Here is a 22,137-nt window from a genome sequence, read left to right on the forward strand (position 1 = left end):
CGCTAGCTTTTAGAGCCAAGCGCAAAATCTGAAAAGCTCAGTTCGTTAATTTTGTTCCACTGGTAAAGCTGTCCGCGAAACTGATTCCATTGCTCATAGACTTGCTTAAACGTAGCGTTCTTAGCCGCGTTTTCTTCATATAAGTCAAAAGAGGCTGTTTGTGCTGCTTGCATAATTTCTTGGCTGTAGGGCGTCAGTTGCGTTCCAGAGGCGGTTAAGCGTGCGATCGCTTCTCGGTTTAGGGCGTCGTATTGCGCCAGCATCGTAATATTCGCTTCATAGGCTGCCGCCTTGAAAACTTCCTGATACTCCTTGGGCAACTTTCTCCAGTTTCCCAGATTCACCTGAACTTCCAACGTAGGACCCGGTTCCCACCAGCCAGGGTAATAGTAAAATTTTGCAGCTTTATGAAGACCCAACTTTTCGTCATCGTAAGGACCTACCCATTCTGCGGCATCGATCGCACCTCGATCCAACGCCAAATAAATCTCTCCTCCTGGCAAGACCTGCACATTCACGCCCAAGCGAGACATGACTTCTCCGCCCAGCCCCGGAATCCGCATCTTTAATCCCTTGAGATCAGCCAACGATTTCACAGATTGCTTAAACCAACCGCCCATCTGAACCCCAGTATTGCCTGCTGGGAAATTAATCACGCCAAAATCCGAATACAGTTTGTGCATCGTTTCTAGCCCGTTTCCGTGATAGAGCCACGCATTTTGTTGTTGAGCATTTAACCCAAATGGAACCGCGCACCCAAAGGCAAGCGCAGGATTTTTGCCCACATAGTAATAGCTAGCCGTGTGTCCGCATTCAACGGTTCCATTTTGCACCGCATCTAAGACCTGTAACCCTGGAACAATCTCACCTGCGGCAAACGGTTGGATCTTAAATCGTCCGTCGGTCATCTCTGCCACCCGTTGGCAAACCGTTGCTGCCCCACCAAAAATGGTCTCCAATGATTTGGGCCAACTTGTTGCCATTCGCCAGGTTACCGTTGGCAGTGCTGCCCCCGCGATCGCGGCTCCCCGCTTCCGAATGGTGCAAGCCGTGAGGCTACTTCCCGTTGCGATCGCGGCAGTACTTACAAAAGCTCGACGCTTCATCATTTTTGGCTCTTTCAACGCAGTAACGACGGCTAGACCCCAAATCTTACAGGGGAACGTTCCAGCGATCGTCAAATGTTTCAAAACCTAAATCTCTGCGGCGTCTTTACGCAAAAAGTGTGATCTAGAAAATGTGTGCTTTGAATAACGGGTGACCAGAAAACCCTAGGGATTGCGATCGCCAAACCGCAGTTTTGCCAAACGCTGTTGAGCCGCCGGATCGATAGAATGCATCAAAAAGCGACCCGTTGGCTTTTTTGAAGGCTTGATTTGGCGATGAACGCGGCGCGCCACAAACTCTACATCATTGGCGAGCCGCTCTGCCGACATCCACTCAGCACCAAACCCAATTACAGTAAGCTTTTGCGCCTGATCAGAAGTGGCAACAATGAGCCGTTGCTTAAATTTTCGGACATCCTGGCGAAAGATCGCACAGGTTCGTTCAATAAACGAATCGGCGGTCTGTCCAAAGTCGGTGTAGCATACCGAAACATGATCTGTGATCACTTCTCGATGGTTGGGCAAATCTCGGTACTGGGCATCAAACACAATCTGTGTATCAAACCCTTGGTAAGAGCTATAGCCCATCAAGGTTTCCACTAGCTGGTGTCGAGCTTCTTCTAACCCTCGTTTGTCACGCACTCGTTTCAATTCGTGCCATGCCCCAACCATGTTATAGCCGTCTACCAACAAAATTGCCTCTGGGGTGGCGCGTGGCATCGCTCAAGATCCAAAAATAAGGTTTACAAATCGCATTCTTTATATTCTTAATATGGCATCTCCGTTCACTATCTGTACACAAAAATCTTCATCCGTATCTGCGGTTACCGATGAACGACAGAAATTGTTTTTTATAAGATCCGCACTCAGGTTCCATGGCAGCCAATGGCAGGCTCGCTCTCACTCTTGAGTCAGGCTAGATTCCTCGCTTTGCATCAGTCTTTGCTTCAAGCGCTGGGGATTGCCTCGGTCTACCACTTGCCCCTGTTCTAAAAGAAACGCTCCATCGCAATACTCTAATTCTTCCAAACGATGGGTCACCCAAAGCGCAGTGATGCCGCGATGTTTGACCAACGCTTGGACTTGAGCAACGAGATCTAGCTGGCTGTCTGGGTCAAGCAGGGCAGTCGGCTCATCTAACAGGAGAACTTCGCAATGACGCGCGATCGCACCTGCGATCGCGACTCGCTGCTTTTGCCCCCCACTCAACGCATAAATCGGGCGGCGCTGAAACGATTCTAAATTCACGGCTGAGAGCGCTTCTTCCACTCGCAGGCGCAGCATTAGTGTTGGCAAGGCTTCTTCTACTAAGCCAAAGGCAATATCTGCCCCAACCGTCGGCATCACCAACTGATGATCTGGGTTCTGAAACACAAATCCCACGGGAGAATGGAGCGCAACAGTGCCAGAAGTAGGTTTCAGCAGCCCAGCCAATAGCCTGAGTAACGTTGACTTACCACTACCATTTGTGCCTAAAAGCATCCAAAATTCTCCTTTGGGAACTTCTAGAGTGCAAGCGTTGAGAATCGGTTTGTTCTCTGTCCAGCTAAAACAAAGATCCTTGGCTTGAATGGCAGTAGCGTCGTTCAACGTCATAGGGCTAAGGGTTAGGACTCAGCCATTGAGAAAAAACCAGGAGTTCTGCCCGAAGAACTGGCGCTAGATTTTTCGTACATCTGCACGGCAGCAAGATTGTCGGCAAAAATTGCCAATTTTTTCTCCGACTGGCGATCGCAGGTCAACTCTAAAAGCTGATTGCCACCTGCTTTCATGGCATCGACAACCGCCTGATACGTCGTCTGAGCCTCCTCTTCAGACTTGCGCTGCACTGAAAGAGGAATAGGATTGGTCTTGAGAGTCAATTCAATAATGAACATATGAAGCGTGTGAAACAGCCAGATTCTAGTATTACAAATATCTGAAATAACGGCTCACAAAGTACCAGAGCATGTTTTCGTAGAGGCTCAGTTCGCTCAATCTTACCTCCAGATTTCCGGCGAGACTAGAAATTTTGAAAACCTGTTCCTATAATGAGGACATATAGTAAAGAAAAGTAAACTCTCTCATAACTTTTCACTAACGTTTCTCATTTTCATTTTTGAACGTTACTGAATCTGAGAGATCTCTCTTTACCTGCAATATATTCAGGAGATAACCCCATGACCATAGCAGTAGGGCGGGCACCGGCTCGCCAAGAATGGTTCGACACCCTAGACGACTGGCTGAAGCGTGACCGATTTGTGTTTGTCGGCTGGTCTGGCATCTTACTGTTCCCCTGCGCCTTTCTAGCGCTGGGAGGGTGGATGACCGGCACCACCTTTGTGTCCTCGTGGTACACCCACGGACTGGCATCCTCGTACCTCGAAGGTGCCAACTTCCTCACCGTCGCCGTCTCCACCCCCGCCGACAGCCTTGGGCACTCCTTGCTGTTGCTGTGGGGTCCGGAAGCCCAAGGCGACTTCACCCGCTGGTGTCAGTTGGGTGGGTTGTGGACGTTTGTTGCCCTGCACGGAGCGTTTGGGCTGATCGGCTTTTGCCTGCGGCAACTGGAGATTGCGCGCTTAGTTGGCATCCGACCCTACAACGCCATCGCCTTTACCGGACCGATCGCCGTGTTCACCAGCGTCTTCTTGATGTACCCGTTGGGACAGTCGTCGTGGTTCTTTGCGCCGAGCTTTGGCGTCGCCGCCATCTTCCGGTTCATCCTGTTTGTGCAAGGCTTCCACAACTTCACCCTCAACCCGTTCCACATGATGGGCGTGGCTGGCATCCTCGGCGGTGCCTTGCTGTGTGCGATTCACGGGGCAACCGTGGAGAACACCCTGTTTGAAGATGGCGATGGGTCGAACACCTTCCGCGCCTTCAACCCGACCCAAGCCGAAGAAACCTATTCGATGGTGACGGCCAACCGATTCTGGTCACAGATCTTCGGGATTGCCTTCAGCAACAAGCGGTGGCTGCATTTCTTCATGCTGTTTGTGCCGGTGACGGGCTTATGGATGGCGTCGGTGGGCATCATCGGGATCGCGCTCAACCTGCGGGCGTATGATTTTGTCTCTCAGGAACTGCGAGCGGCAGAAGACCCTGAGTTTGAAACCTTCTACACCAAGAACATTCTGTTGAATGAAGGTATCCGGGCCTGGATGGCCTCCCAAGACCAACCCCATGAGCATTTTGTATTCCCTGAAGAAGTATTGCCTCGCGGTAATGCTCTCTAATAGTAGATAGCTTGAGCGATCGCGCCTGTTGGCTCTGGTAGGCGCGATTTTTTGATCCTGGTTTTTAACGGCTTGTGCTACATTATTTGAAGGGTACTAGATACCCATTGCACAGGTTCTAAACCATCCACATTAGACCGTTTAGGCAATAGGAGGTGATGCCCATGACAGATAGTAGTAAATACATGGGTCGTCAGGTTGAATTGAATCGGCTGCGCGCCGGGGCTGTTCTCTAGAGGCAAATTCTGTTTTCTTGATGAAGACAGTTCTTTGTTAAAGTCTAGGCTGAGTCGAAGTTCCTTCCGGCAGTCTGATTCTTACCTGAAGACCCGCTACACCGCTCCTATCACTAAGAATTCTGGTTACGACCAGGTTTTTTTGGTAGGAGCGGATAGTTCTTTAAAGGTAGCCTGATGACCTACCACCTCACGAAAACTATTCCTTTTGATAGACGTAGGTTGAGATAAGGATTTTGGAGAATTACGTCTAACTCTAGAAAAAAGGCAGAAAAAAGGCGATGTTTGGTGCTTCTCAAACGGCTACATCGCTTAGTTTTAGGAGCTTTATGTGTTCGTCACCATTGAAATCTTTTAAAGAGCGCAATAATTTTTGCTGAATTTGATCAATAACCTTGTTTCTGCGGTTAAACTTGTGTGTGTTACTTTCGGGTAACCATGTTGACTAAAGGTTCTAGTTGCCGGAGATTCTAATAGTCATTTGATACAGGTGTGAGGAGAACTAAACAATGCGTAAGGTTTTATTGAACTCTTTGTTCGTCAGTCCTGCTGTTCTAGGCGCAGCACTCATGATGAGTTCTGCTGCGATCGCAGCAGAAAAGCAGGTAAACCAGGCTTCTTTGCTGTCTACTTCTGCTATTGAAGTCACTGGTCAGAGTCTTGATGCATCTGTCCTGAAAGCAGACACTCAACTTTCCTTTGAAAAGCCGTCTGCATCTGTTGTTGAGCCTACCAAGACACTGGACAAGCTTGCTGCCAACAATATTGACGAAGTGGCACAAGCCCCTTCTGGCAATGCTGAAGCGGCGCAAATTCCTTCTAAGGAAGTGAAAGTTGCCCAAGTTGCTCCAGAGGTTGAAGCCGCTCCTGCTTCTTCAGCACCCAGCGTTGATTCTTTAGATCAGATCAATCGCTACAGCCGAGAAGGGAAGTCTGCTGGTGCTTCGGCAGGTCAAGTTACTTCGGTTTCTCAGCTTTCAGACGTCCGCCCTACCGATTGGGCATTTCAGGCTCTTCAATCGTTGGTTGAGCGCTACGGCTGTATCGCAGGTTATCCTGACCGCACCTATCGCGGAAACCGTGCTTTGACCCGCTATGAGTTTGCGGCTGGTTTAAATGCTTGTCTTGATCGAGTTAACGAGTTGATTGCAGCATCAACGGCAGATCTCGTTAAGAAAGAAGATTTAGCGACGCTTCAGAAGTTGCAAGAAGAGTTTGCGGCTGAGCTAGCCACTCTACGTGGGCGGGTAGATGCTCTAGAAGCGCGCACTACCACTCTTGAAAGACAGCAGTTCTCTACAACCACCAAGCTTGCCGGTGAAGCCGTTTTTGCAGTCACGGATGAGTTTGGGGTAGACGGAACGGGTGGAAACAACACCGTATTCCAAAACCGGGTTCGCCTTTCCCTCAATACGAGCTTTACGGGTCAAGACTTGCTGGTTACTCGTCTTGCGGCTGGAAACGCTCAAACCTTCGCTCTCTCTGGTGCTGGTACCCCTGGTGGAACTGCTGCTGAAGGCTTTCAAACCTTTAACTTTGGTAATACTGGTGGTAACCAAACTTTCATTGATTGGGTTGCCTATTACTTCCCGCTCAACGATCGGGTGAAGTTCTACATTCCTGCCTTTGCTGGTTTGCACTACGATTATGTTCCTACGGCTAACCCCGCCTTTGACTCAGGCGATAGCGGAAGCACAACCCTGTCTTACTTTGGTCAGCGCAATCCTATCTACGCGATCGGTGGGGGTTCGGGTATTGGTGTCAACTTCAGACTCAGCGATGCTTTTCAAATTAGCGCTGGTTACTTAGCTGATAACTCAACGGATACTGCTGCTCTGGGTGGTGCCAGCAATCCTGCATCTAAGGCAGGTCTGTTCAATGGTAGCTACAGCGCCTTGGGTCAGCTAACTTTTAATGCGGGTGAAGCTTTACAGGTTGGCTTGACGTATGTAAATGCCTACAGAAGAGGCGCAATTTTTGATGGCGGCGGTGGCTCCCCTGTTGTGGGAACATTGCTGGCTAACCGCTCAACTACTGCATTGGGTGCTAACGCTTCTTCTCAGGTAAGCGCCTACGGTGCTGAAGTTGCTTTCAGACTGAGTCCTGGTCTGGTTCTTAATGGTTTTGCATCGCTTATCAACGCTAATTTTGTTGATGATGGTGTGGGTCAGAGAGACATCTGGACTTATGGAGTGGGTCTTGCTCTGCCTGACTTTGGCAAGAGAGGAAACTTGCTCGGCTTTATTGCTGGCGCAGAGCCTTACTTGGGTAACCCGTCTGGTGCTCAGCGGGCAGCAGGTGTGCGAAACGATATTCCTCTGCACTTTGAGGGTTTCTACAAGTATCAGTTGAACGATAACATCTCTATCACTCCGGGTGTGATTTGGATTGTGAATCCTGGTCAAAATGATAATAACGATGATGTTGTTATCGGTACATTAAGAACAACATTCACGTTCTAACATCTGTTTCAGTTCGTTGATCTTGTGAATTAATGAAATCAGCCCTACTGCGAATGTAGGGCTTTTTTAGTTAAATTTTAGTTAAATTCTGGTTGTTTCAAGATAGGCATTTGCCTATGATTTGTGAAATTTAATTGCAGTTGGAGCAAGCGCTATGGCTAGAATACAGTCTACTGAAGCATAGAAACCCTCTGAAAAGGACATTGACCCTTAAGTTGAGAGACCTAGGGAATAGACGCGATCGCGCAGGATATACAGGGTATAGTCTGTTAGAACACTGAATGGCGTATATCTTTTGAGCCACTTTTGATTTCTTGAAAGCTATCTTGAATTAAACGTGCCTTTTTGCTGAAAAGATAGAGGCGCGATCGCTCAAAAATTTCAGCTTTATTTGTATATACATACGCAGATTTTTCATGCGATCGCTGAGACAAAGCTAAGTTATTTCAATACAAGTCATTATTTTTTCTCATCTTTTCTTATTATATTCAAACTTAATTCATCGGTTATCAAGAATTGTATTCCTAAATACGATTAATGGTCTTTAAGCTGATTTAGAATCGCAATGTCTAGATCTAGCTCCTATTAAATAAGTATAGAGTTGAGGCTGATTTCAGTTTCTTTCTATGGGTAGAAGCTTTCAATTTAAGTTAGGTGTTACGGTCTTACAAACATTTGAGTCTTCGATTGCCTCATCGTGACTCATTAGTACGATTCATTTATTTTAGGCAAACAAATCATCAATCGTCTAAGTCGCGTTGTTTAGTAATTAGGTAGTTAATGTTATGGAATTTTCAGTGAAAACTATAGAGTTTCCCGATTCGCTTGACTACAATTCAGTCGATCAATTTTATCAGCAAGCGAACGCTGCGATCGCAGTTAATGCCGATGTCATTTTGGTTGACTTTCAGGCTGTTGAATTTATGAGCAGTCCTGGTTTAATGGCGCTGGTGGTTGTTTTCAAGCGGGTTCGTGAAGCAAGAAAAAAGCTATTCATTTGCTCAATTAATGAGCAAGTTAAAATGTTGTTGGAACTAACAGGGATGGATCGAGTCTTTGAAGTCGTTGAGCGCTCAACCGAAGCACCAACATTAGCGAATTTACCGGTTACAGCATCCTAACTGAGCGCTGCTAAAAATCTAAATGGTGACAGCTAGATGGAAAGCATTCACCATCTTTACTTCTGTTTTACCAGCTAGATTTAAGTAGCAATTTTTTCAGACTTAGCTGTTAGAAAATGGCGAATATATTGATTAACCAACTCTGGTTGTTCCTGTTGAACCCAGTGGCTGCAATTTGGAATATATTGGATCTGAAAATCGTGAACATAGGTCTCGACGCCATCGGTCAATTCTTTGTCTAACGCAATATCTTCCTCTCCCCAAATCATCAAGGTTGGCACATATAGCGTTTGCCAATTACGCTCAGTCAAAGTTTGCTGGAGCGCGTTACGGTAGTAGTTTAAGGATGCTGTTAAAGCGCCCCGCTTTGCAAAAGCATCTTTGTAAAAATCAAGGTCTTCTTTGGTAAATGCGCTTTTTCTAACTGCCATTCCTAAGAATGCCATTTCTAACGCTTTGAAGTCTCCCAATTGAATCAAAAATTCGGGTAGAAATGGTACCTGAAAAAACAACATATACCAACTCCTCAGCCATTGCCCAGAAGTAAAAAGCTTTTGAGAGAATAGGGCAGGGTGGGGTGCGTTTAGAATGATTAACTGCTTGAGCATATCAGGATGGGCGTAAGCAAAATGCCACGCAATGATGCCACCCCAATCATGCCCGACCAGGATACACTGCTCGTAGCCTAAGGCTTTGATCATGCCCTTAATATCCGCGATGAATTCTGGCATTCTATAAGCGGCTTGCCCCTCAGGCTTGTCGCTATCGTTGTAGCCTCGCAAGTCAACCGCCACCACTTTGTAGGTTTGGGCAAACTCTGGAATTTGATGCCGCCAAGAATACCAACACTCAGGAAACCCATGCAAAAACAGCATGAGCGATCCTTCTCCCTGAGTGACGTAGTGAAGATTCAGACCATTCGTATGAATGCACTGGTGCTGCCAAGTTTCCAACATAATGAGGGCAAAGTGAAAGAGTTCATAGCACCTTACACCCCGCCTTTTGCCGATGACACCCCACCTAAGCAGTAATTGCAGAAGGATAGTGTTGCAGCACTTGCGCTAAATATTGACCTGTATAGGAGTGGGGATTTTTGGCAATCTCTTCTGGGGTGCCTACTGCCACAATTTCACCGCCGCGATCGCCGCCTTCGGGACCCAGATCAATAACCCAATCAGAACAGCGAATTACATCTAAATTGTGTTCAATCACAAGCACCGAGTTTCCTTTATCAACCAACCGTTGCACCACATCTAGCAGTTTGTGAACATCGTAGAACGACAGCCCGGTGGTCGGTTCATCAATTAGGTAGAGCGTTTTCCCCGTGGCGCGACGAGACAATTCTGTAGCAAGCTTTACCCGTTGGGCTTCGCCCCCAGACAGGGTAGGAGCCGTTTGCCCAAGGCGAACATAGCCCAGACCCACATCAAATAGGGTTTGTAAGCGATTTGCAGCTTGAGGAATATTTTGAAAAAACTCTAGGGCTTCTTCAACCGTCATATTCAGCACATCTGAGATTGATTTCCCCTTAAATTTCACCTGTAAGGTTTCTCGGTTATATCGCGCACCTTTGCAGACATCGCACTGCACGTAAACATCTGGCAGAAAGTTCATTTCAATCACGTTGACGCCTTGTCCACCGCAGGCTTCGCAGCGTCCCCCCTTGACGTTGAAAGAAAATTGACCGGGCTTATAGCCTCTAGCTTTGGCTTCAATCGTGGTAGAAAAAACTTCGCGAATCACATCAAAGACGCCAGTGTAGGTGGCAGGATTGGAGCGCGGCGTCCGACCGATGGGCGATTGGTCAATCACGATCGCTTTATCCAACGCATCCAAGCCCTTCACGGGTTTCATGTCTTTGGGCTGCGGGATCTTATGCCCAAAATGATGCTGAATGGCAGGATAGAGCAGTTCATTCACAAGAGTAGATTTCCCTGAACCTGATACTCCGGTGACGCAAACGAGCCTACCGAGAGGAATATCGGTATCAATGGCTTTGAGATTGTTGCGATCGGCATTCCGAATTTGCAGCGATCGTCCATTCCCCGATCGCCGCTCTGCCGGAGTGTGAATGCTGCGTCGTCCGGAGAGATAAGCCCCCGTCAGCGAGTCTGGAGCATTGAGTAAGCTGTCTAGATCGCCCTGAGAAACCACGCTGCCTCCGTGCACTCCTGCGCCGGGTCCGATATCTACGATATGATCGGCAGCCCGAATCGTCTCTTCATCGTGTTCTACGACAATTAGAGTATTTCCCAGGTCTCGCAGTTTGGTGAGGGTGTTGAGCAGTCGGGTATTGTCTCGTTGGTGCAGCCCGATGCTGGGTTCATCTAAAACGTACAAAACGCCTGTCAGACCTGCGCCAATTTGAGTTGCAAGGCGAATGCGCTGGGCTTCTCCGCCAGAAAGGGTCATGGCGGTGCGATCGAGGGTGAGGTAGTCGAGTCCGACATCTAGCAGAAACTGCAAGCGGGCTTTCACTTCTCGGAGAACGAGATCGGCGATTTGGGCTTGGCGAGCGCTAAGTTCAACCGTTTCCACTCGGTGGAGCGCCTCGCGAATCGAAACGCTAGTGAAATCGTCAATGTGGTATTGCCCTAGCCGCACGGCCAGGGCTTCTGGTTTGAGGCGTCTGCCCCGGCACTCACTGCACGGTTCGTCTACCAAATATTGCTCTAACTTCTGCTTATAGGCGTCAGAGCTACTTTCTTGATACTGTCGATCGAGGAGATGAATGGCACCTTCGTAGCGCCGATGGTAGCCTTTATTTTCTCGATAGCGAGAATCGACCTCGATCCAGATCGGATCTTTAGACCCGTAGAGGAGGGCGTTTTGTTGCTCGGTGGTCAACTGTGCCCAGGGCGTTTGAATATCAAACCCAAAGGCTTCAGCCACGCTGCAAATCAGCGAGAGATAGTAGGTGTTGTCTTTGTCTGACCAAGGCGCGATCGCAGCGTACACCGGAAGCTGCGGATTTGGCACAATCAACTCTGGCGAAAACGTGCGATGGCTGCCCAAGCCGTGGCACTGGGGGCACGCGCCATAGGGAGAGTTAAACGAAAACAGACGAGGGGATAGCTCTTCCATCACCGCTCCGTGTTCTGGGCAGGCAAAGTTTTCTGAAAAGACAAGCTCTGGCACCTTCTCAGCCTCGGTTTCTGCCATCAGGTCAATGACTGCGATTCCGGTAGAGTGGCGTAGACAGGTAGTGAGCGAATCGGTCAAGCGTTCTTCGATGCCGTCTTTTTTGACGAGACGATCTACCACGATTTCGATCGTGTGAGATTGATTTTTATCGAGTTCGATCGAGTCACTTAATTCGCGCACTTCTCCATCAATCCGCACCCTCACGAATCCCTCAGAACTGAGGCTAGAAATCAATTTTTTATGGGTTCCTTTTTTGCCCCGAATCACCGGAGCCAGAATCTGAAAGCGGGCGCGATCGGGCAATTCCATTACTCGATCGACCATTTGATCGATCGTTTGGGGCGCGATCGAGCGATCGCAGTGGGGACAGTGAGGCATTCCGGCTCGCCCGTAGAGCAACCTCAGATAATCGTAAATCTCGGTAACGGTGCCCACGGTAGAGCGAGGATTGTGAGACGTTGATTTTTGGTCGATCGAAATGGCAGGGCTGAGACCTTCGATCGCATCGACATCGGGTTTATCGACCTGTCCTAAAAACTGTCGCGCATAGGCACTGAGCGACTCAACATAGCGCCGTTGCCCTTCGGCAAAAATGGTATCGAAAGCAAGAGACGACTTGCCCGACCCAGAGACACCGGTAAATACAATCAAGCGATCGCGGGGCAGTTCTAAATCAATGTTCTTTAAGTTATGTTGCCTGGCACCTCGAATCCGAATCGAGTTGAGCGACATGGGCTTTGCACGGGGAGTTGGGGGCGGCAAAGCAGGCTGATCGGCGGAGCGAATCTCTTCGTCAATTCCTACATCGGGACTCAGAACCGGGGATATAGAGCTTTCGGATGATCTGGCACGCTTTGGCATTGAAAGACGAAAAGAAACAGTCCTCAATGATTCTATCGCTTCCCTCCACGATCGTAGTTTTTGCGTACTAAAATCCTGCGATCGCACTTAAAGGGCTTAAGTTGCGTTCCGAAAGACGGCTTTTTTTCTAGAGGTGGCAGAGAACGGGTCAATCTCAGCTTGAGATGCGATCGTAGCCGTCAGATCTTGTGTCAAACTTTATGATCGTTAGAAAAATAAAACTTAACAAAATCACCGATTTTTCATAGCACGTTCTATGTCCCGCTTATCTTGCCGCTTCCGCATATCATCCCGCTTATCGTGCAGTTTCTTCCCTCGCACCAGCGCCAAATCTACCTTGACCCAGCCTCGCTTGAGATACATCTTAAGCGGAACGAGAGTCAATCCTTGCTGCTCTACCTTGCCGATGAGTTTGCGAATCTCTTGGCGATGCAACAGCAGTTTTCGAGTGCGCGTCGGATCATGATTGAAAAACAGGCTGGAGCTTTGATGGGGCGAGATATGAACATTGCTGAGCAAAACCTCGCCGTTGCGAATCAAAGCATAGCCGTCTCTGAGGTTTACTTTGCCTGCCCGAATCGACTTCACCTCAGTGCCAACTAGCTCAATTCCTGCCTCGTAGGTCTCTAAAATTTCGTACTGAAACCTGGCTTGGCGGTTATCGCTAACAATTTTGAATCCTTGGGTTTTCGTATCGCTCATCACTCTAGTTTAGCCAAAAAATTGCCCCCAAAAAGTAGATGGGGGCGTGACTTAAGGAGACGAAGCGAAGCTGATACAAAAGTACTATAAAAGAATTTGTTTTGTCAACCCGATTTGCCAATCAGAAGGTCAATAGCCTTCATAAAGACCTGATTTAGCCGTTAATTTCTCAGTTTTTTGGTGAGTTTAGATTTTCAGCATTCCTTAGAAGTTTAGGACATTTGAAATCAGAGTTTTGCATTTCAAACAAGTTGGCGGCGGCAAATTGTATTCTTCAATACAGAATTTACATATGTAGAACTGAAATTCTAATTAGTACCCAACCGTTCTATTATTTCGTAAACAAACAATTTCCTTTGCTGATCTCAAACCTTTTTCTAATTGCCAAATCGTTTCCGCTTATAGACAAAACTGTAAGTCTATCAGTTGGCTACGTTGAGAAACTCAAAGCTTCTTATTTTTGTCCTGATTTCCTTGAGGGAATAGGGTTTGACCTGAAGATTCGAGTTGCTCTACTGAGCGCTTTTCTCGGTCAAAAACAGTGTTATGAAGCGTTGGTTTCGTATTTCTAAAGCCTCTTGCAGAGACACCCTCTGAAATTACCAAGAGTGCATCTAAGTCTAAAACTTTAAGAGCACAGATCTTTCCGCTTGCGTTGCAAGGAATCCCTTTATGTTGTCGAGAACTAATTTGAAAAAGAAGACAAGGAACCGTCAAAGGATTTCTCCGAATCGAACTTTCATCACCCGAAATCCTGTCGTGCGATCGCTGAAGTTTATCGCGACTCAGCTTGCACCCACCTGGCGAACCTGCATTCTGCTCACCAGCGCAATTTTTCTGCTGTGGAGCTACGCCGCTGCCGCTCAGCAGCCTGCAACGCTCGATAGCGTGGCGCAAACCACAACGGATCTGCGTGTTGGCTTAGACACAATGTGGGTCATGGTTGCAGGCTTCCTGGTGTTCTTTATGAATGCAGGCTTCTGTATGCTAGAAGCAGGATTTTGCCGTGAAAAGAACTCGGTCAACATCCTGTCGAAAAACTTGGTTGTGTTCGCCTTGTCTACCGTTGCGTTTTGGGCAATTGGCTTTGGGCTAATGTTTAGTGACGGCAGCCCCTTTGTCGGGTTTGGTGGATTTTTCCTCACAGGAGTAGACAATAGCCCTGCTACAGCGGATGCCTACCAAGGTATCTTCTCAGCGTTGAACTGGACGGGAATTCCGCTAGGCGCAAAGTTTTTCTTCCAGCTTGTCTTTGCTGGAACTGCCGCCACGATCGTGTCTGGTGCAGTAGCTGAGCGCATCAAGTTTGTTGACTTCCTGATCTTTAGCTTGCTGCTAGTGGGCATTTCCTACCCGATCACCGGTCACTGGATCTGGGGTGGCGGTTGGCTCGCCGCGGCAGGCTTTTATGACTTTGCAGGCTCGACGGTCGTTCACGCCGTTGGGGGCTGGGCTGCCCTGATGGGAGCCGCCTTTTTAGGTCCGAGAATCGGGAAGTATGCCACCGATGGGCGTTCTAATGCCATCCCCGGTCACAACATGGGTATTGCCACCTTAGGAGCCTTGATTCTGTGGTTGGGCTGGTTTGGGTTTAACCCCGGTTCTACCATGGGAGTAGGTAATGGGTCTTTGATTGCTCACATTGCGTTGACAACCAATACAGCGGGTGCTTTTGGGGCACTGGCTGCCACGATTACCGCTTGGGTCGTGTTGGGTAAGCCTGATTTGTCAATGATTATCAATGGCTTGCTAGCCGGGTTGGTGGCAGTGACTGCGCCTTGCGCGTTTGTTAGTGTTCCATCGGCGGCATTGATTGGTGCGATCGGGGGTATCATCGTTGTCTTTGCGGTTGGCTTTTTCGACTCCATCAAAATTGACGATCCGGTTGGCGCAGTATCGGTACACCTCGTCAACGGCATCTGGGGTACGTTGGCACTCGGTTTGTTTAGCCAAGGTGACCTGTTTGGCGCTGATCCCGCCCCTGCGCTCGGCTTGCTCTTCGGCGGTGGTATTGGTCAGCTTTGGATTCAGTTGATTGGAACGCTCTCGGTTGGGGGGATGACCGTTCTCATCTCCAGCATTTTCTGGATTGCGCTGAAAGCGATTTTGGGCATCCGAGTTACGGCTGAAGAAGAAATGGTTGGACTGGATATTTCGGAACATGGAATGGAAGGCTATGCTGGCTTTGCCAAAGAGACAACGCTTGGCAGTGCTACCCAACATGACTTTCCCAGCGACATTGTTGGGAAGACCTACCAGTAGCTGAGGTAGTAGCTGCGATCGCGCCTTCTACCTCGTTAGTCCTGCTTCAAAAGAGCGTTCTTGGGAAAAAACTAAGGGCGCTCTTTTGTGTCATCTGTTAAGAACCCTACTGAACGCTTGATTTTGTCTGAATACGATTTTGTCTCAACATGAGCAAAGCTCCAAAACTTCTAATTTTGGAGCCTTGATCGTGGATGATTAGATAAAGGTAAAACCGTAAATTAACGACGATTTGCTTGCTTGTCGTTATCGCGACGGCGGCGATCGCGCCAATCAGCCAGAGTTAGGTAAATTACGCCACCCGTGACCAAGACCAAAAGACCAAACGCGACCAAAACCAAAATGCTAAAGAGGCTTTGCACTTCCATAGAGCCAGGGTTTTAAACTAAGTTAAGGTTCAGAGTCCGTAGCGGCGGCAAAGGCTAAACTACGGACTAAGCAGAACAACTAGAAGCCGTTGCGACCCCAAACCACCATCGAGATTGAGAATGTAAACACTGCTAATAGCGCGATCCAACCCAGCGACAAAATATCCATAGTTACACTGTCCAACCAAACGTTACACAAAAATGCTCTATCTCATCATAAGTCAAAGATGGGACGCTAGGGCTGTAGGATTAAACGCTGAAGGCAAGAGATTGGACAAGACTTAGATCCTGATTTAGATGATGATTTAGACCATGATGTGGGAAGAACGAGTTGAATCGATCAAGGCAGGCATCGTCTCAGCCAGCGCAGTAGGACTAGTTTTTCCGGTTGCATGGTCGATGAACAATGGTGTGTTTCAACAGGCAGACGAGCTAGCAGCCCTGCAAACTGGATATTTGGCTGGATCACTCAGTGGTGCGATCGCACTGTTTACAGGGTTTCTATTTGGCATCACTTACCGTTACGTGATTCGCCAAGACCCAAATCTACATCTCCGTTCTGGCGCGGTTTTAGCCTTTGGGCTGGTGCGAGGGCTGGCTCAAATCGATGTCGGCTTCACCACACAAGAGAGCGTTTTCCCGTTTCTTGTGCTGGCGGGGGAAAGCCTGATGTTGTTTGCGATCGCACGGCTTGTGCTCGATTGGGCAATGGGGCAAAAGTGGGTAAAACCGTTTCCCTAAGCCAATCTGGTGGCTAGTCGCTTGACGGCTTAGGTTGACCTATCTCCTCCCAAACCCGATCTTCTTTGGGCAGCGGCAGTCTTGTTTAACACTCATTAAACTTTGCCGATTTTTAGTCCGTCTTCTAGGCGATCTCTTATCGTTTAGGTACCCTCTGATCTTCAGTCCTCATTTGCCCTGATCATCGGCATAATCTTATCTTTCAGCCCATCAGAGCGCCTTAGGATGGACAAGCAGTACGGCAACCAGGTCTGTTTCAGTCGCAAAAGCCGCCCCCGCGATCAGGGTAGTGTTTGATTAGATAGAAATAGACTCGACGATTTCACTCAGGAGAAGCCTGTGAACCAGAACAACCTTCAAGCCCTGCAATTTGGCTTGACTAGTCTCGGACGTTTACTAACGTTAATTGGCATTGTGTGGCTGTTGGCTGCCCTGGGATTGGGCTGGCTAGTCAAGTCGTTTTTTGTCTTGTTGGTGTTGCTGCTGCTGGCTCCGGTAGTCGCGATCGTTGGGCTGCGCTGGTGGCTGCAAAAAAATCTGGTGCAAGCGCCTTGTCCTGTTTGTGACTTTGAGATCACAAGTTTAAACCATGCAGAAGTTCAGTGCCCTAGCTGTGGCGAGCCGCTTGCAGCAGAGCATGGCAAGTTTAAGCGGTTGACGCCAGTCGGCACGATCGACGTAGACGCGGTAGAGGTGTCGGCTCAAGTCTTAGAAGATTAACGCTGAGACGGTTCATCTGGTCTCGGAAAACCAATCCGGTCTCACTCCTCGTAACAAATGAACCGTTCATTCCGGCGTTTCCTCCTTATCTGGGTCTCGTTTTTGCATGGCTAGCGTGTTGCGTTCCCAAAATACGCCGTCTGTAAATCCTTGAATTGTTGGGTCAGAGTCTGCTAGCTCTAGCCGCCGCTCGGTTAGCAAACAGTATTCTTCATTCACGTCGATTCCTAAATAGCTTCTGCCCAGTTTTTTTGCCACGACCGAAGAAGTTCCACTCCCAACAAACGGATCAAACACCAGGTCGTCAACATTAGAACTGGCAAGAATGAGCTTGGCAATCAACTTTTCGCTCTTTTGGGTCGGATGATCCGTATTTTCTGCCATCGACCAAAACGGAATTGTGATGTCTGTCCAGCAGTTAGAGGGGTGAGTATCGCGAAAATTTCCGCTCCCCGTTTTTTCCCAATCTTTGGGTGTGCCGTCTTGGGTGCGGTAAGGCGCTTTTACCTGGCGGCGCAACTTGACAGTCTCTATATTGAACGTGTAGTGATTGGAAACCGTGCAAAACCAGATATCTTCGCTGGCGTTTTTCCAGTTCGCTTTTGCGCCCCGTCCTTTCTCTCGCTCCCATGTGATGCGGTTTCGCACGATGAAATGACGGGCAGCAACCGTGAAGATAGAGGTAGACGACAACCAATCTCCGCAGATATAGAGCGAAGCCGTGGGTTTGAGCAATGGCTTGAGAGCGATCAGCAGGTGGTCTAGCCATGCTGTGTAATCTTCGACTGCCCGTTTAGCAAACTTCAATCCATCAAAGTCTTTGGTTAAGTTGTAGGGCGGGTCAAGAATGAGGAGATCCACAAATGCTGATGGCAAGTGCTGAATCAGGTCTAGGCAATTGCCCTGCATGGTGCCGATCGCAGCATTATGAGCAGAAAGCCGCGATCGCAGCCGTGCCCGATCGGCATCGGTCAACCTTAAGCTTCGATTTCGGGGCGATCGCAATTTATCAGGAATGGCAGGCAACTCTAAGTCAACTCCTATCTACTTAGTTATTTTCAAATGTGCGCCGCTATTTGCGACACCGCTTTAGCATTTTTACTTACGGGCATCGAAAAAACTTAGAATTTACTCAATTTTTCGGAAAGCATATTCCGTTGCATTGAATAAAGTAGTAGTGTCGCACCTCGTTAAGGGGTGCAGCGCCATCGCCCACTCAATGGGCAAACTCAGATTGAACTACAGAGGATTAACTTGTCATGAAAAATTTAGCTTTGCCCATTACTTACGTATATATACGTAAACATTTGAGGAGATATTCGGCTAAACCTATGCAGGAATGATAAAGCAACCGCAAATTTGCTGGATTTTCGCCTTCTACTTGACGTAACATCGTGTTGTAGGGGTCATTCAACAAGCTGCTTTATCATGAGGTTGCCGCGTATGAGTACCTTCTCGAAGACCGCATTTGTAGCAACTTTGGCTTTGGGTGCATTGATGGGATTGAATATGAGTCAGGTTAGCGGAGCACCATTCCGCCAATTGGCTGATCTATTCTTAGAACAAGCTTCTCACGGTTTTCGTGATCCCATGCGTTCTACCGCTACCAAATCCTTTGGGTCTGCATCTGATTCACTTTATGCCACATTTGAACCCGATCCGAACGATCCGCCGACGACAACTGGCGGTTCTGGAACCCGATGAGCTTCGACTGATGTTAGATTGAGTAACTCAAAAGCCCATGGATACCTTCTCCGTGGGCTTTCGACTGTTTAGGTATAGGGTTAAAAGGGTTGAGGATAGGCTCTAAAATAAATGTGAACCTCCGTTAGCCTGTTTACCGAATCTTTTGCTATAAACCCCTTGAGTTATTTATAACGGATAATGAACTATTCCGAGATTGATATTGCTCCTTTAATTGATCATTCGCTCTTGGGCGCGATCGCAACTTCGCAGCAGGTTGAGCAGTGGTGTGATGAAGCCGATCGCTACGGATTTGCAACGGTTTGTGTGAATCCTACGCATGTGCAGAAAGCGGTGGAGTTGTTACACAATAAAAAACCCAAGGTTTGCACGGTGATCGGGTTTCCGCTCGGCGCAACGACTTCTGCCGTCAAACTCTACGAAGCGCAAGAAGCATCAGAACACGGCGCGACCGAGCTAGATGTTGTGATCAACCTGGGATGGCTTAGGTCTGGAATGACCAGCGAAGTCCATCGAGAATTAGCAGAGATTCGGGAATCCACCGGGCAGTCTATCAAAGCCATTCTAGAAATGACGCTTTTGACGGATGCTGAGAAACGTTTAGCTGCTGAAATTTGTTTAGATGCTGGAGTGGCGTTTCTCAAGACCAGCACGGGCTGGAACGGCAGTGCAACGGTAAGCGATGTGCGGTTGCTGAAAGACCTTGCTCAAGACCGGATTGGTGTTAAGGCGGCGGGGGGAATCCGTACCCTCGATCAAGCTTTAGAGCTCGTGCTGGCGGGGGCAACCCGTCTCGGCACGTCTCGCGGTGTTGATCTGCTGCGTCAGCGCGATACCCTAGAAATGTGACGCTTGCGACACGCTCCGAAACGAGGATGAGGGATGAGTCGAACTTATAAGGCGATCGGCATTAATTTGAAGGCAACGCTGCTGGGAGAAGCGGATCGGGTGCTGACCATTCTCACTAAAGAGCATGGCTTGATCCGGGCGGTGGCGATGGGGGCACGCAAACAAAACTCTAAAATGGGTGGGCGAAGCGGCTTGTTTGTCGTGAATAATTTACTGATTGCCCAGGGAAAAACGCTGGATAAAATTACCCAAGCTGAAACCTTAGAGTCGTATCCGGGGCTAGGACGCACGCTCAAAAAGCTGACGGCTGGGCAGTATTTGGCAGAACTGGTCTTGAACCAAGCCTTGAGTGAGCAGCCCCAGGAAGACTTGTTCTATCTGCTAAACGAGCATTTAGGACGAATCGAGCGATCGCACGACACCCATGTGTTGGCTCACCTCACCCATGCTATCTTTCAACTGCTGGCGATCGCAGGGGTTGCCCCCCAAGTGCATCAGTGCTGCCTGACGCAAGCCCTTCTCAAGCCTGATGTCAGCGATCCCCACTGGCAGGCAGGCTTTAGCGCGATCGCTGGAGGAGCCGTTACCCTCGAAGCGCTTGAACACATGCAGGCACAGGATCTGCTACTTTCGGCACGAGTTCGCTCTACAGGGGGAGAATACCGGGCGACGCTTGCCCCAACCGCTGCGATCGCGGCGGCACCACCGCACCGTTCACCTTCTCCAAACATGACGATCAACGCCGTTGAACTCGCTGTATTTCAGCAGCTAGCGCATGCCGAACTGTCTCAACCGTCCATTTCATCCCCTGTGTGGTTGGCATTAGAGAGGCTGCTGCGCCAATATGCTCAATACTATTTCGATCGTCCCATTCGGTCTGCTGCGCTCATTGATACGTGTTTTGCTCCTGAACTGTCTGAATCGCCATGATCCGATCCTGCCATCCTGATGACCTTTCGCTTTCGTCCATCTTTGCACACAGCCCCAATGGTAAACTTGGGAGCGAGCCGTGCGAAGTGTATTCGGGTGAGGAGCGCGTTCCGTCCATGTTACGAACTCAGGAAGATCCTCCTGGCAGTTCTGAAGAATTGTCGGCAAATGGGCATGAAACATCAAACGGGCATGAATCACCGGCGAATTCTGATGGGAAAGCGCCTTCATCTGGTAAACATTTATCCGAAGATACGGGCGGAGAGTTAGTGTCAGTTGCAGATTTACCCAATCCTCCGCCTGAGCAAAATCATCCGTTGCCCCCGTTGCCAGAGCCAGATGACGCCGATCGCGGGTTTGCACCGGTTCTAAAAAATCGCAACTTTCTGACGCTGTGGGCGGGGCAAGTGTTCTCGCAGTTGTCAGACAAAGTGTATTTAGTCTTGATGATTGCGCTGATTGCCAGCCGCTTTCAGTCGCCCGGTCAAACGATCAGTGGGTGGGTATCGTCGATTATGATTGCGTTTACCATCCCGGCGGTGCTGTTTGGGTCGATCGCGGGGGTGTTTGTCGATCGCTGGTCTAAAAAAGGGATATTGGTCGCCACAAACCTGTTGCGCGGTGCGTTAGTATTCGCCATTCCTTCGCTGATCTGGGTTTCCCACGGGTGGAAAACGTTTTATGGCTTACCCGTAGGATTTTGTCTGCTCCTCGTGGTGACGCTCTTGGTTTCGACGCTGACTCAATTTTTTGCCCCCGCCGAACAATCGATCATTCCGCTGGTGGTAGAGCGGCGGCATTTGTTGTCTGCCAACTCGCTCTACACCACGACAATGATGGCATCGGTGATTATTGGGTTTGCGGTGGGTGAGCCGTTGTTGGGCTTAGCCGATACGCTGGTCGAGCGGCTGGGCGGCTTCCCCGACTTGGGGAAAGAATTGTTGGTGGGGGGAGGCTATGCGATCGCAGGGACGTTGCTCTTATTGATGAAAACTGGGGAAAAAAATAAAGACGATAACTCCCCAGAAGAGTATCCCCATGTGTTGGAAGACATTAAAGACGGGTTGCGCTATCTCAAAGAACAACCCCATGTTCGGGGCGCGTTGATTCAACTGGTGATTCTCTTCTCGATTTTTGCGGCGCTGGCTGTCTTGTCGGTGCGGCTTGCCGAAGTGATGCCAGAAATTAAATCGTCGCAGTTTGGCTTTTTACTGGCAGCAGGGGGCGTTGGGATGGCGCTAGGAGCGGCAGCGTTAGGAAGTATTGGACAGCGATTTGCCCACGCTCGGTTGGGCGTGATTGGATCGAGCGGCATGGCAACATCGCTGATGGGCATCGCCTTTTTTTATCACCATTTGTGGATCACGCTGCTGCTGATTGCGTCGCTCGGAGCCTTTGCCGCCCTCGTTGGCATTCCGATGCAGACCACCATTCAGCAAGAAACCCCAGAAGACATGCGGGGAAAAGTGTTTGGCTTGCAGAACAACGCCGTCAATATCGCCCTAAGTTTGCCCTTGGTTTTGGCTGGGGTCTCGGAAACGTTATTTGGATTGCGGATTGTCTTTTTGGCACTTGCTGCCCTGACGATCGCAGGAGGAACTCTGACCTGGTATATTTCCCATACGAGGAGATCTTCGGAGGGATGAAGGTGAGGGACGAGGCATGAAGAGTAAATCATCCTCCTCCCCGCATCCCATACCCCCTTCATTTAAC

20 protein-coding genes are annotated in these 22,137 nt (G+C 49.0%); 10 read left to right on the forward strand and 10 right to left on the reverse strand.

Annotated elements, in window-relative coordinates:
* Window positions 1-2: 2 nt before the first annotated feature.
* The 4 genes from GS601_RS05830 to GS601_RS05845 form a co-directional block, all read right to left on the reverse strand.
* Window positions 3-1,109 (reverse strand): TRAP transporter substrate-binding protein, encoded by a 1,107-nt coding sequence (locus tag GS601_RS05830; RefSeq protein WP_238393105.1) that lies wholly within the window; start codon window positions 1,107-1,109, stop codon window positions 3-5.
* 162 nt (window positions 1,110-1,271) lie between these two features.
* Window positions 1,272-1,826, reverse strand: a complete 555-nt coding sequence (locus tag GS601_RS05835) for an NYN domain-containing protein (protein ID WP_162422329.1) — start codon at window positions 1,824-1,826, stop codon at window positions 1,272-1,274.
* Window positions 1,827-2,006: 180 nt separating this feature from the next.
* Window positions 2,007-2,702 (reverse strand): energy-coupling factor ABC transporter ATP-binding protein, encoded by a 696-nt coding sequence (locus GS601_RS05840; RefSeq protein WP_162422330.1) that lies wholly within the window; start codon window positions 2,700-2,702, stop codon window positions 2,007-2,009.
* Between the two features lie 11 nt (window positions 2,703-2,713).
* On the reverse strand, window positions 2,714-2,983 hold the full coding sequence (locus tag GS601_RS05845) for a UPF0367 protein family (RefSeq protein ID WP_162422331.1): 270 nt from the start codon (window positions 2,981-2,983) through the stop codon (window positions 2,714-2,716).
* A gap of 282 nt (window positions 2,984-3,265) precedes the next feature.
* Here GS601_RS05845 and psbD point away from each other — a divergent pair, with 282 nt between their 5' ends.
* From psbD to GS601_RS05860, 3 genes are all read left to right on the forward strand, one after another.
* Complete coding sequence (gene psbD, locus GS601_RS05850; protein ID WP_162421548.1) at window positions 3,266-4,324, forward strand: photosystem II D2 protein (photosystem q(a) protein); 1,059 nt, start codon at window positions 3,266-3,268, stop codon at window positions 4,322-4,324.
* Between the two features lie 745 nt (window positions 4,325-5,069).
* A complete protein-coding gene (locus tag GS601_RS05855) occupies window positions 5,070-7,022 on the forward strand; it encodes an iron uptake porin (RefSeq protein WP_162422332.1) in 1,953 nt (650 codons plus the stop codon).
* 785 nt (window positions 7,023-7,807) lie between these two features.
* On the forward strand, window positions 7,808-8,143 hold the full coding sequence (locus GS601_RS05860; RefSeq protein ID WP_162422333.1) for an STAS domain-containing protein: 336 nt from the start codon (window positions 7,808-7,810) through the stop codon (window positions 8,141-8,143).
* A gap of 80 nt (window positions 8,144-8,223) precedes the next feature.
* Here GS601_RS05860 and GS601_RS05865 read toward each other — a convergent pair whose 3' ends face one another.
* The 3 genes from GS601_RS05865 to smpB all read right to left on the reverse strand — a co-directional run bounded on the left by GS601_RS05865 (window position 8,224) and on the right by smpB (window position 12,850).
* Window positions 8,224-9,099, reverse strand: coding sequence for an alpha/beta fold hydrolase (locus GS601_RS05865; protein ID WP_162422334.1), 876 nt, complete (start codon window positions 9,097-9,099; stop codon window positions 8,224-8,226).
* Between the two features lie 64 nt (window positions 9,100-9,163).
* Window positions 9,164-12,148, reverse strand: coding sequence for an excinuclease ABC subunit UvrA (uvrA, locus tag GS601_RS05870; RefSeq protein ID WP_202924890.1), 2,985 nt, complete (start codon window positions 12,146-12,148; stop codon window positions 9,164-9,166).
* 231 nt (window positions 12,149-12,379) lie between these two features.
* Entirely contained in the window at window positions 12,380-12,850 is a 471-nt protein-coding gene (smpB, locus tag GS601_RS05875) for an SsrA-binding protein SmpB (protein ID WP_162422335.1), read from the reverse strand.
* Between the two features lie 759 nt (window positions 12,851-13,609).
* Here smpB and GS601_RS05880 point away from each other — a divergent pair.
* Window positions 13,610-15,112 carry an ammonium transporter gene (locus GS601_RS05880; protein WP_338016970.1) on the forward strand — a complete coding sequence of 501 codons (1,503 nt, stop codon included), beginning with the start codon at window positions 13,610-13,612 and terminating at the stop codon, window positions 15,110-15,112.
* A 221-nt stretch (window positions 15,113-15,333) separates the two neighbouring features.
* On the opposite strand, the gene GS601_RS22850 is transcribed toward GS601_RS05880, so the two are convergent.
* Window positions 15,334-15,480, reverse strand: coding sequence for a hypothetical protein (locus GS601_RS22850; protein ID WP_202924891.1), 147 nt, complete (start codon window positions 15,478-15,480; stop codon window positions 15,334-15,336).
* A gap of 79 nt (window positions 15,481-15,559) precedes the next feature.
* The gene (gene petN, locus GS601_RS23520; protein WP_162422337.1) at window positions 15,560-15,649 is read right to left on the reverse strand and encodes a cytochrome b6-f complex subunit PetN; all 90 of its coding nucleotides are present in this window, start codon (window positions 15,647-15,649) and stop codon (window positions 15,560-15,562) included.
* 143 nt (window positions 15,650-15,792) lie between these two features.
* Here petN and GS601_RS05890 point away from each other — a divergent pair, with 143 nt between their 5' ends.
* Together GS601_RS05890 and GS601_RS05895 are read left to right on the forward strand one after the other, a co-directional pair.
* Window positions 15,793-16,221: a hypothetical protein gene (locus GS601_RS05890; protein ID WP_162422338.1), complete on the forward strand. Its 429-nt coding sequence runs from the start codon at window positions 15,793-15,795 to the stop codon at window positions 16,219-16,221.
* A gap of 339 nt (window positions 16,222-16,560) precedes the next feature.
* Window positions 16,561-16,941 (forward strand): hypothetical protein, encoded by a 381-nt coding sequence (locus GS601_RS05895; protein WP_162422339.1) that lies wholly within the window; start codon window positions 16,561-16,563, stop codon window positions 16,939-16,941.
* A gap of 66 nt (window positions 16,942-17,007) precedes the next feature.
* On the opposite strand, the gene GS601_RS05900 is transcribed toward GS601_RS05895, so the two are convergent.
* Window positions 17,008-17,967, reverse strand: a complete 960-nt coding sequence (locus tag GS601_RS05900) for a DNA-methyltransferase (RefSeq protein WP_162422340.1) — start codon at window positions 17,965-17,967, stop codon at window positions 17,008-17,010.
* 417 nt (window positions 17,968-18,384) lie between these two features.
* Between GS601_RS05900 and GS601_RS05905 the strand changes: the two genes are divergently transcribed.
* From GS601_RS05905 to GS601_RS05920, 4 genes are all read left to right on the forward strand, one after another.
* On the forward strand, window positions 18,385-18,645 hold the full coding sequence (locus GS601_RS05905) for a hypothetical protein (protein WP_162422341.1): 261 nt from the start codon (window positions 18,385-18,387) through the stop codon (window positions 18,643-18,645).
* 180 nt (window positions 18,646-18,825) lie between these two features.
* A complete protein-coding gene (gene deoC, locus GS601_RS05910) occupies window positions 18,826-19,494 on the forward strand; it encodes a deoxyribose-phosphate aldolase (RefSeq protein WP_162422342.1) in 669 nt (222 codons plus the stop codon).
* A gap of 33 nt (window positions 19,495-19,527) precedes the next feature.
* Window positions 19,528-20,424 (forward strand): DNA repair protein RecO, encoded by an 897-nt coding sequence (gene recO / locus GS601_RS05915; protein WP_162422343.1) that lies wholly within the window; start codon window positions 19,528-19,530, stop codon window positions 20,422-20,424.
* Entirely contained in the window at window positions 20,421-22,070 is a 1,650-nt protein-coding gene (locus GS601_RS05920; RefSeq protein WP_238393106.1) for an MFS transporter, read from the forward strand. Before recO ends, GS601_RS05920 begins: the two co-directional genes overlap by 4 nt.
* Window positions 22,071-22,137 lie beyond the last annotated feature (67 nt).

The sequence above is a fragment of the Myxacorys almedinensis A genome (assembly GCF_010091945.1).
GTDB classification, from domain to species: Bacteria; Cyanobacteriota; Cyanobacteriia; order Leptolyngbyales; family Leptolyngbyaceae; genus Myxacorys; species Myxacorys almedinensis.

What these genes read in the sequence shown, in the direction of transcription:
- GS601_RS05830 (WP_238393105.1), bottom strand. Translation starts at nt 1,109, where the DNA reads ATGATGAAGCGTCGAGCTTTTGTAAGTACTGCCGCGATCGCAACGGGA.
- GS601_RS05835 (WP_162422329.1), bottom strand. Translation starts at nt 1,826, where the DNA reads ATGCCACGCGCCACCCCAGAGGCAATTTTGTTGGTAGACGGCTATAAC.
- GS601_RS05840 (WP_162422330.1), bottom strand. Translation starts at nt 2,702, where the DNA reads ATGACGTTGAACGACGCTACTGCCATTCAAGCCAAGGATCTTTGTTTT.
- GS601_RS05845 (WP_162422331.1), bottom strand. Translation starts at nt 2,983, where the DNA reads ATGTTCATTATTGAATTGACTCTCAAGACCAATCCTATTCCTCTTTCA.
- psbD (WP_162421548.1), top strand. Translation starts at nt 3,266, where the DNA reads ATGACCATAGCAGTAGGGCGGGCACCGGCTCGCCAAGAATGGTTCGAC.
- GS601_RS05855 (WP_162422332.1), top strand. Translation starts at nt 5,070, where the DNA reads ATGCGTAAGGTTTTATTGAACTCTTTGTTCGTCAGTCCTGCTGTTCTA.
- GS601_RS05860 (WP_162422333.1), top strand. Translation starts at nt 7,808, where the DNA reads ATGGAATTTTCAGTGAAAACTATAGAGTTTCCCGATTCGCTTGACTAC.
- GS601_RS05865 (WP_162422334.1), bottom strand. Translation starts at nt 9,099, where the DNA reads ATGTTGGAAACTTGGCAGCACCAGTGCATTCATACGAATGGTCTGAAT.
- uvrA (WP_202924890.1), bottom strand. Translation starts at nt 12,148, where the DNA reads ATGCCAAAGCGTGCCAGATCATCCGAAAGCTCTATATCCCCGGTTCTG.
- smpB (WP_162422335.1), bottom strand. Translation starts at nt 12,850, where the DNA reads ATGAGCGATACGAAAACCCAAGGATTCAAAATTGTTAGCGATAACCGC.
- GS601_RS22850 (WP_202924891.1), bottom strand. Translation starts at nt 15,480, where the DNA reads ATGGAAGTGCAAAGCCTCTTTAGCATTTTGGTTTTGGTCGCGTTTGGT.
- petN (WP_162422337.1), bottom strand. Translation starts at nt 15,649, where the DNA reads ATGGATATTTTGTCGCTGGGTTGGATCGCGCTATTAGCAGTGTTTACA.
- GS601_RS05890 (WP_162422338.1), top strand. Translation starts at nt 15,793, where the DNA reads ATGATGTGGGAAGAACGAGTTGAATCGATCAAGGCAGGCATCGTCTCA.
- GS601_RS05905 (WP_162422341.1), top strand. Translation starts at nt 18,385, where the DNA reads ATGAGTACCTTCTCGAAGACCGCATTTGTAGCAACTTTGGCTTTGGGT.
- deoC (WP_162422342.1), top strand. Translation starts at nt 18,826, where the DNA reads ATGAACTATTCCGAGATTGATATTGCTCCTTTAATTGATCATTCGCTC.
- recO (WP_162422343.1), top strand. Translation starts at nt 19,528, where the DNA reads ATGAGTCGAACTTATAAGGCGATCGGCATTAATTTGAAGGCAACGCTG.
- GS601_RS05920 (WP_238393106.1), top strand. Translation starts at nt 20,421, where the DNA reads ATGATCCGATCCTGCCATCCTGATGACCTTTCGCTTTCGTCCATCTTT.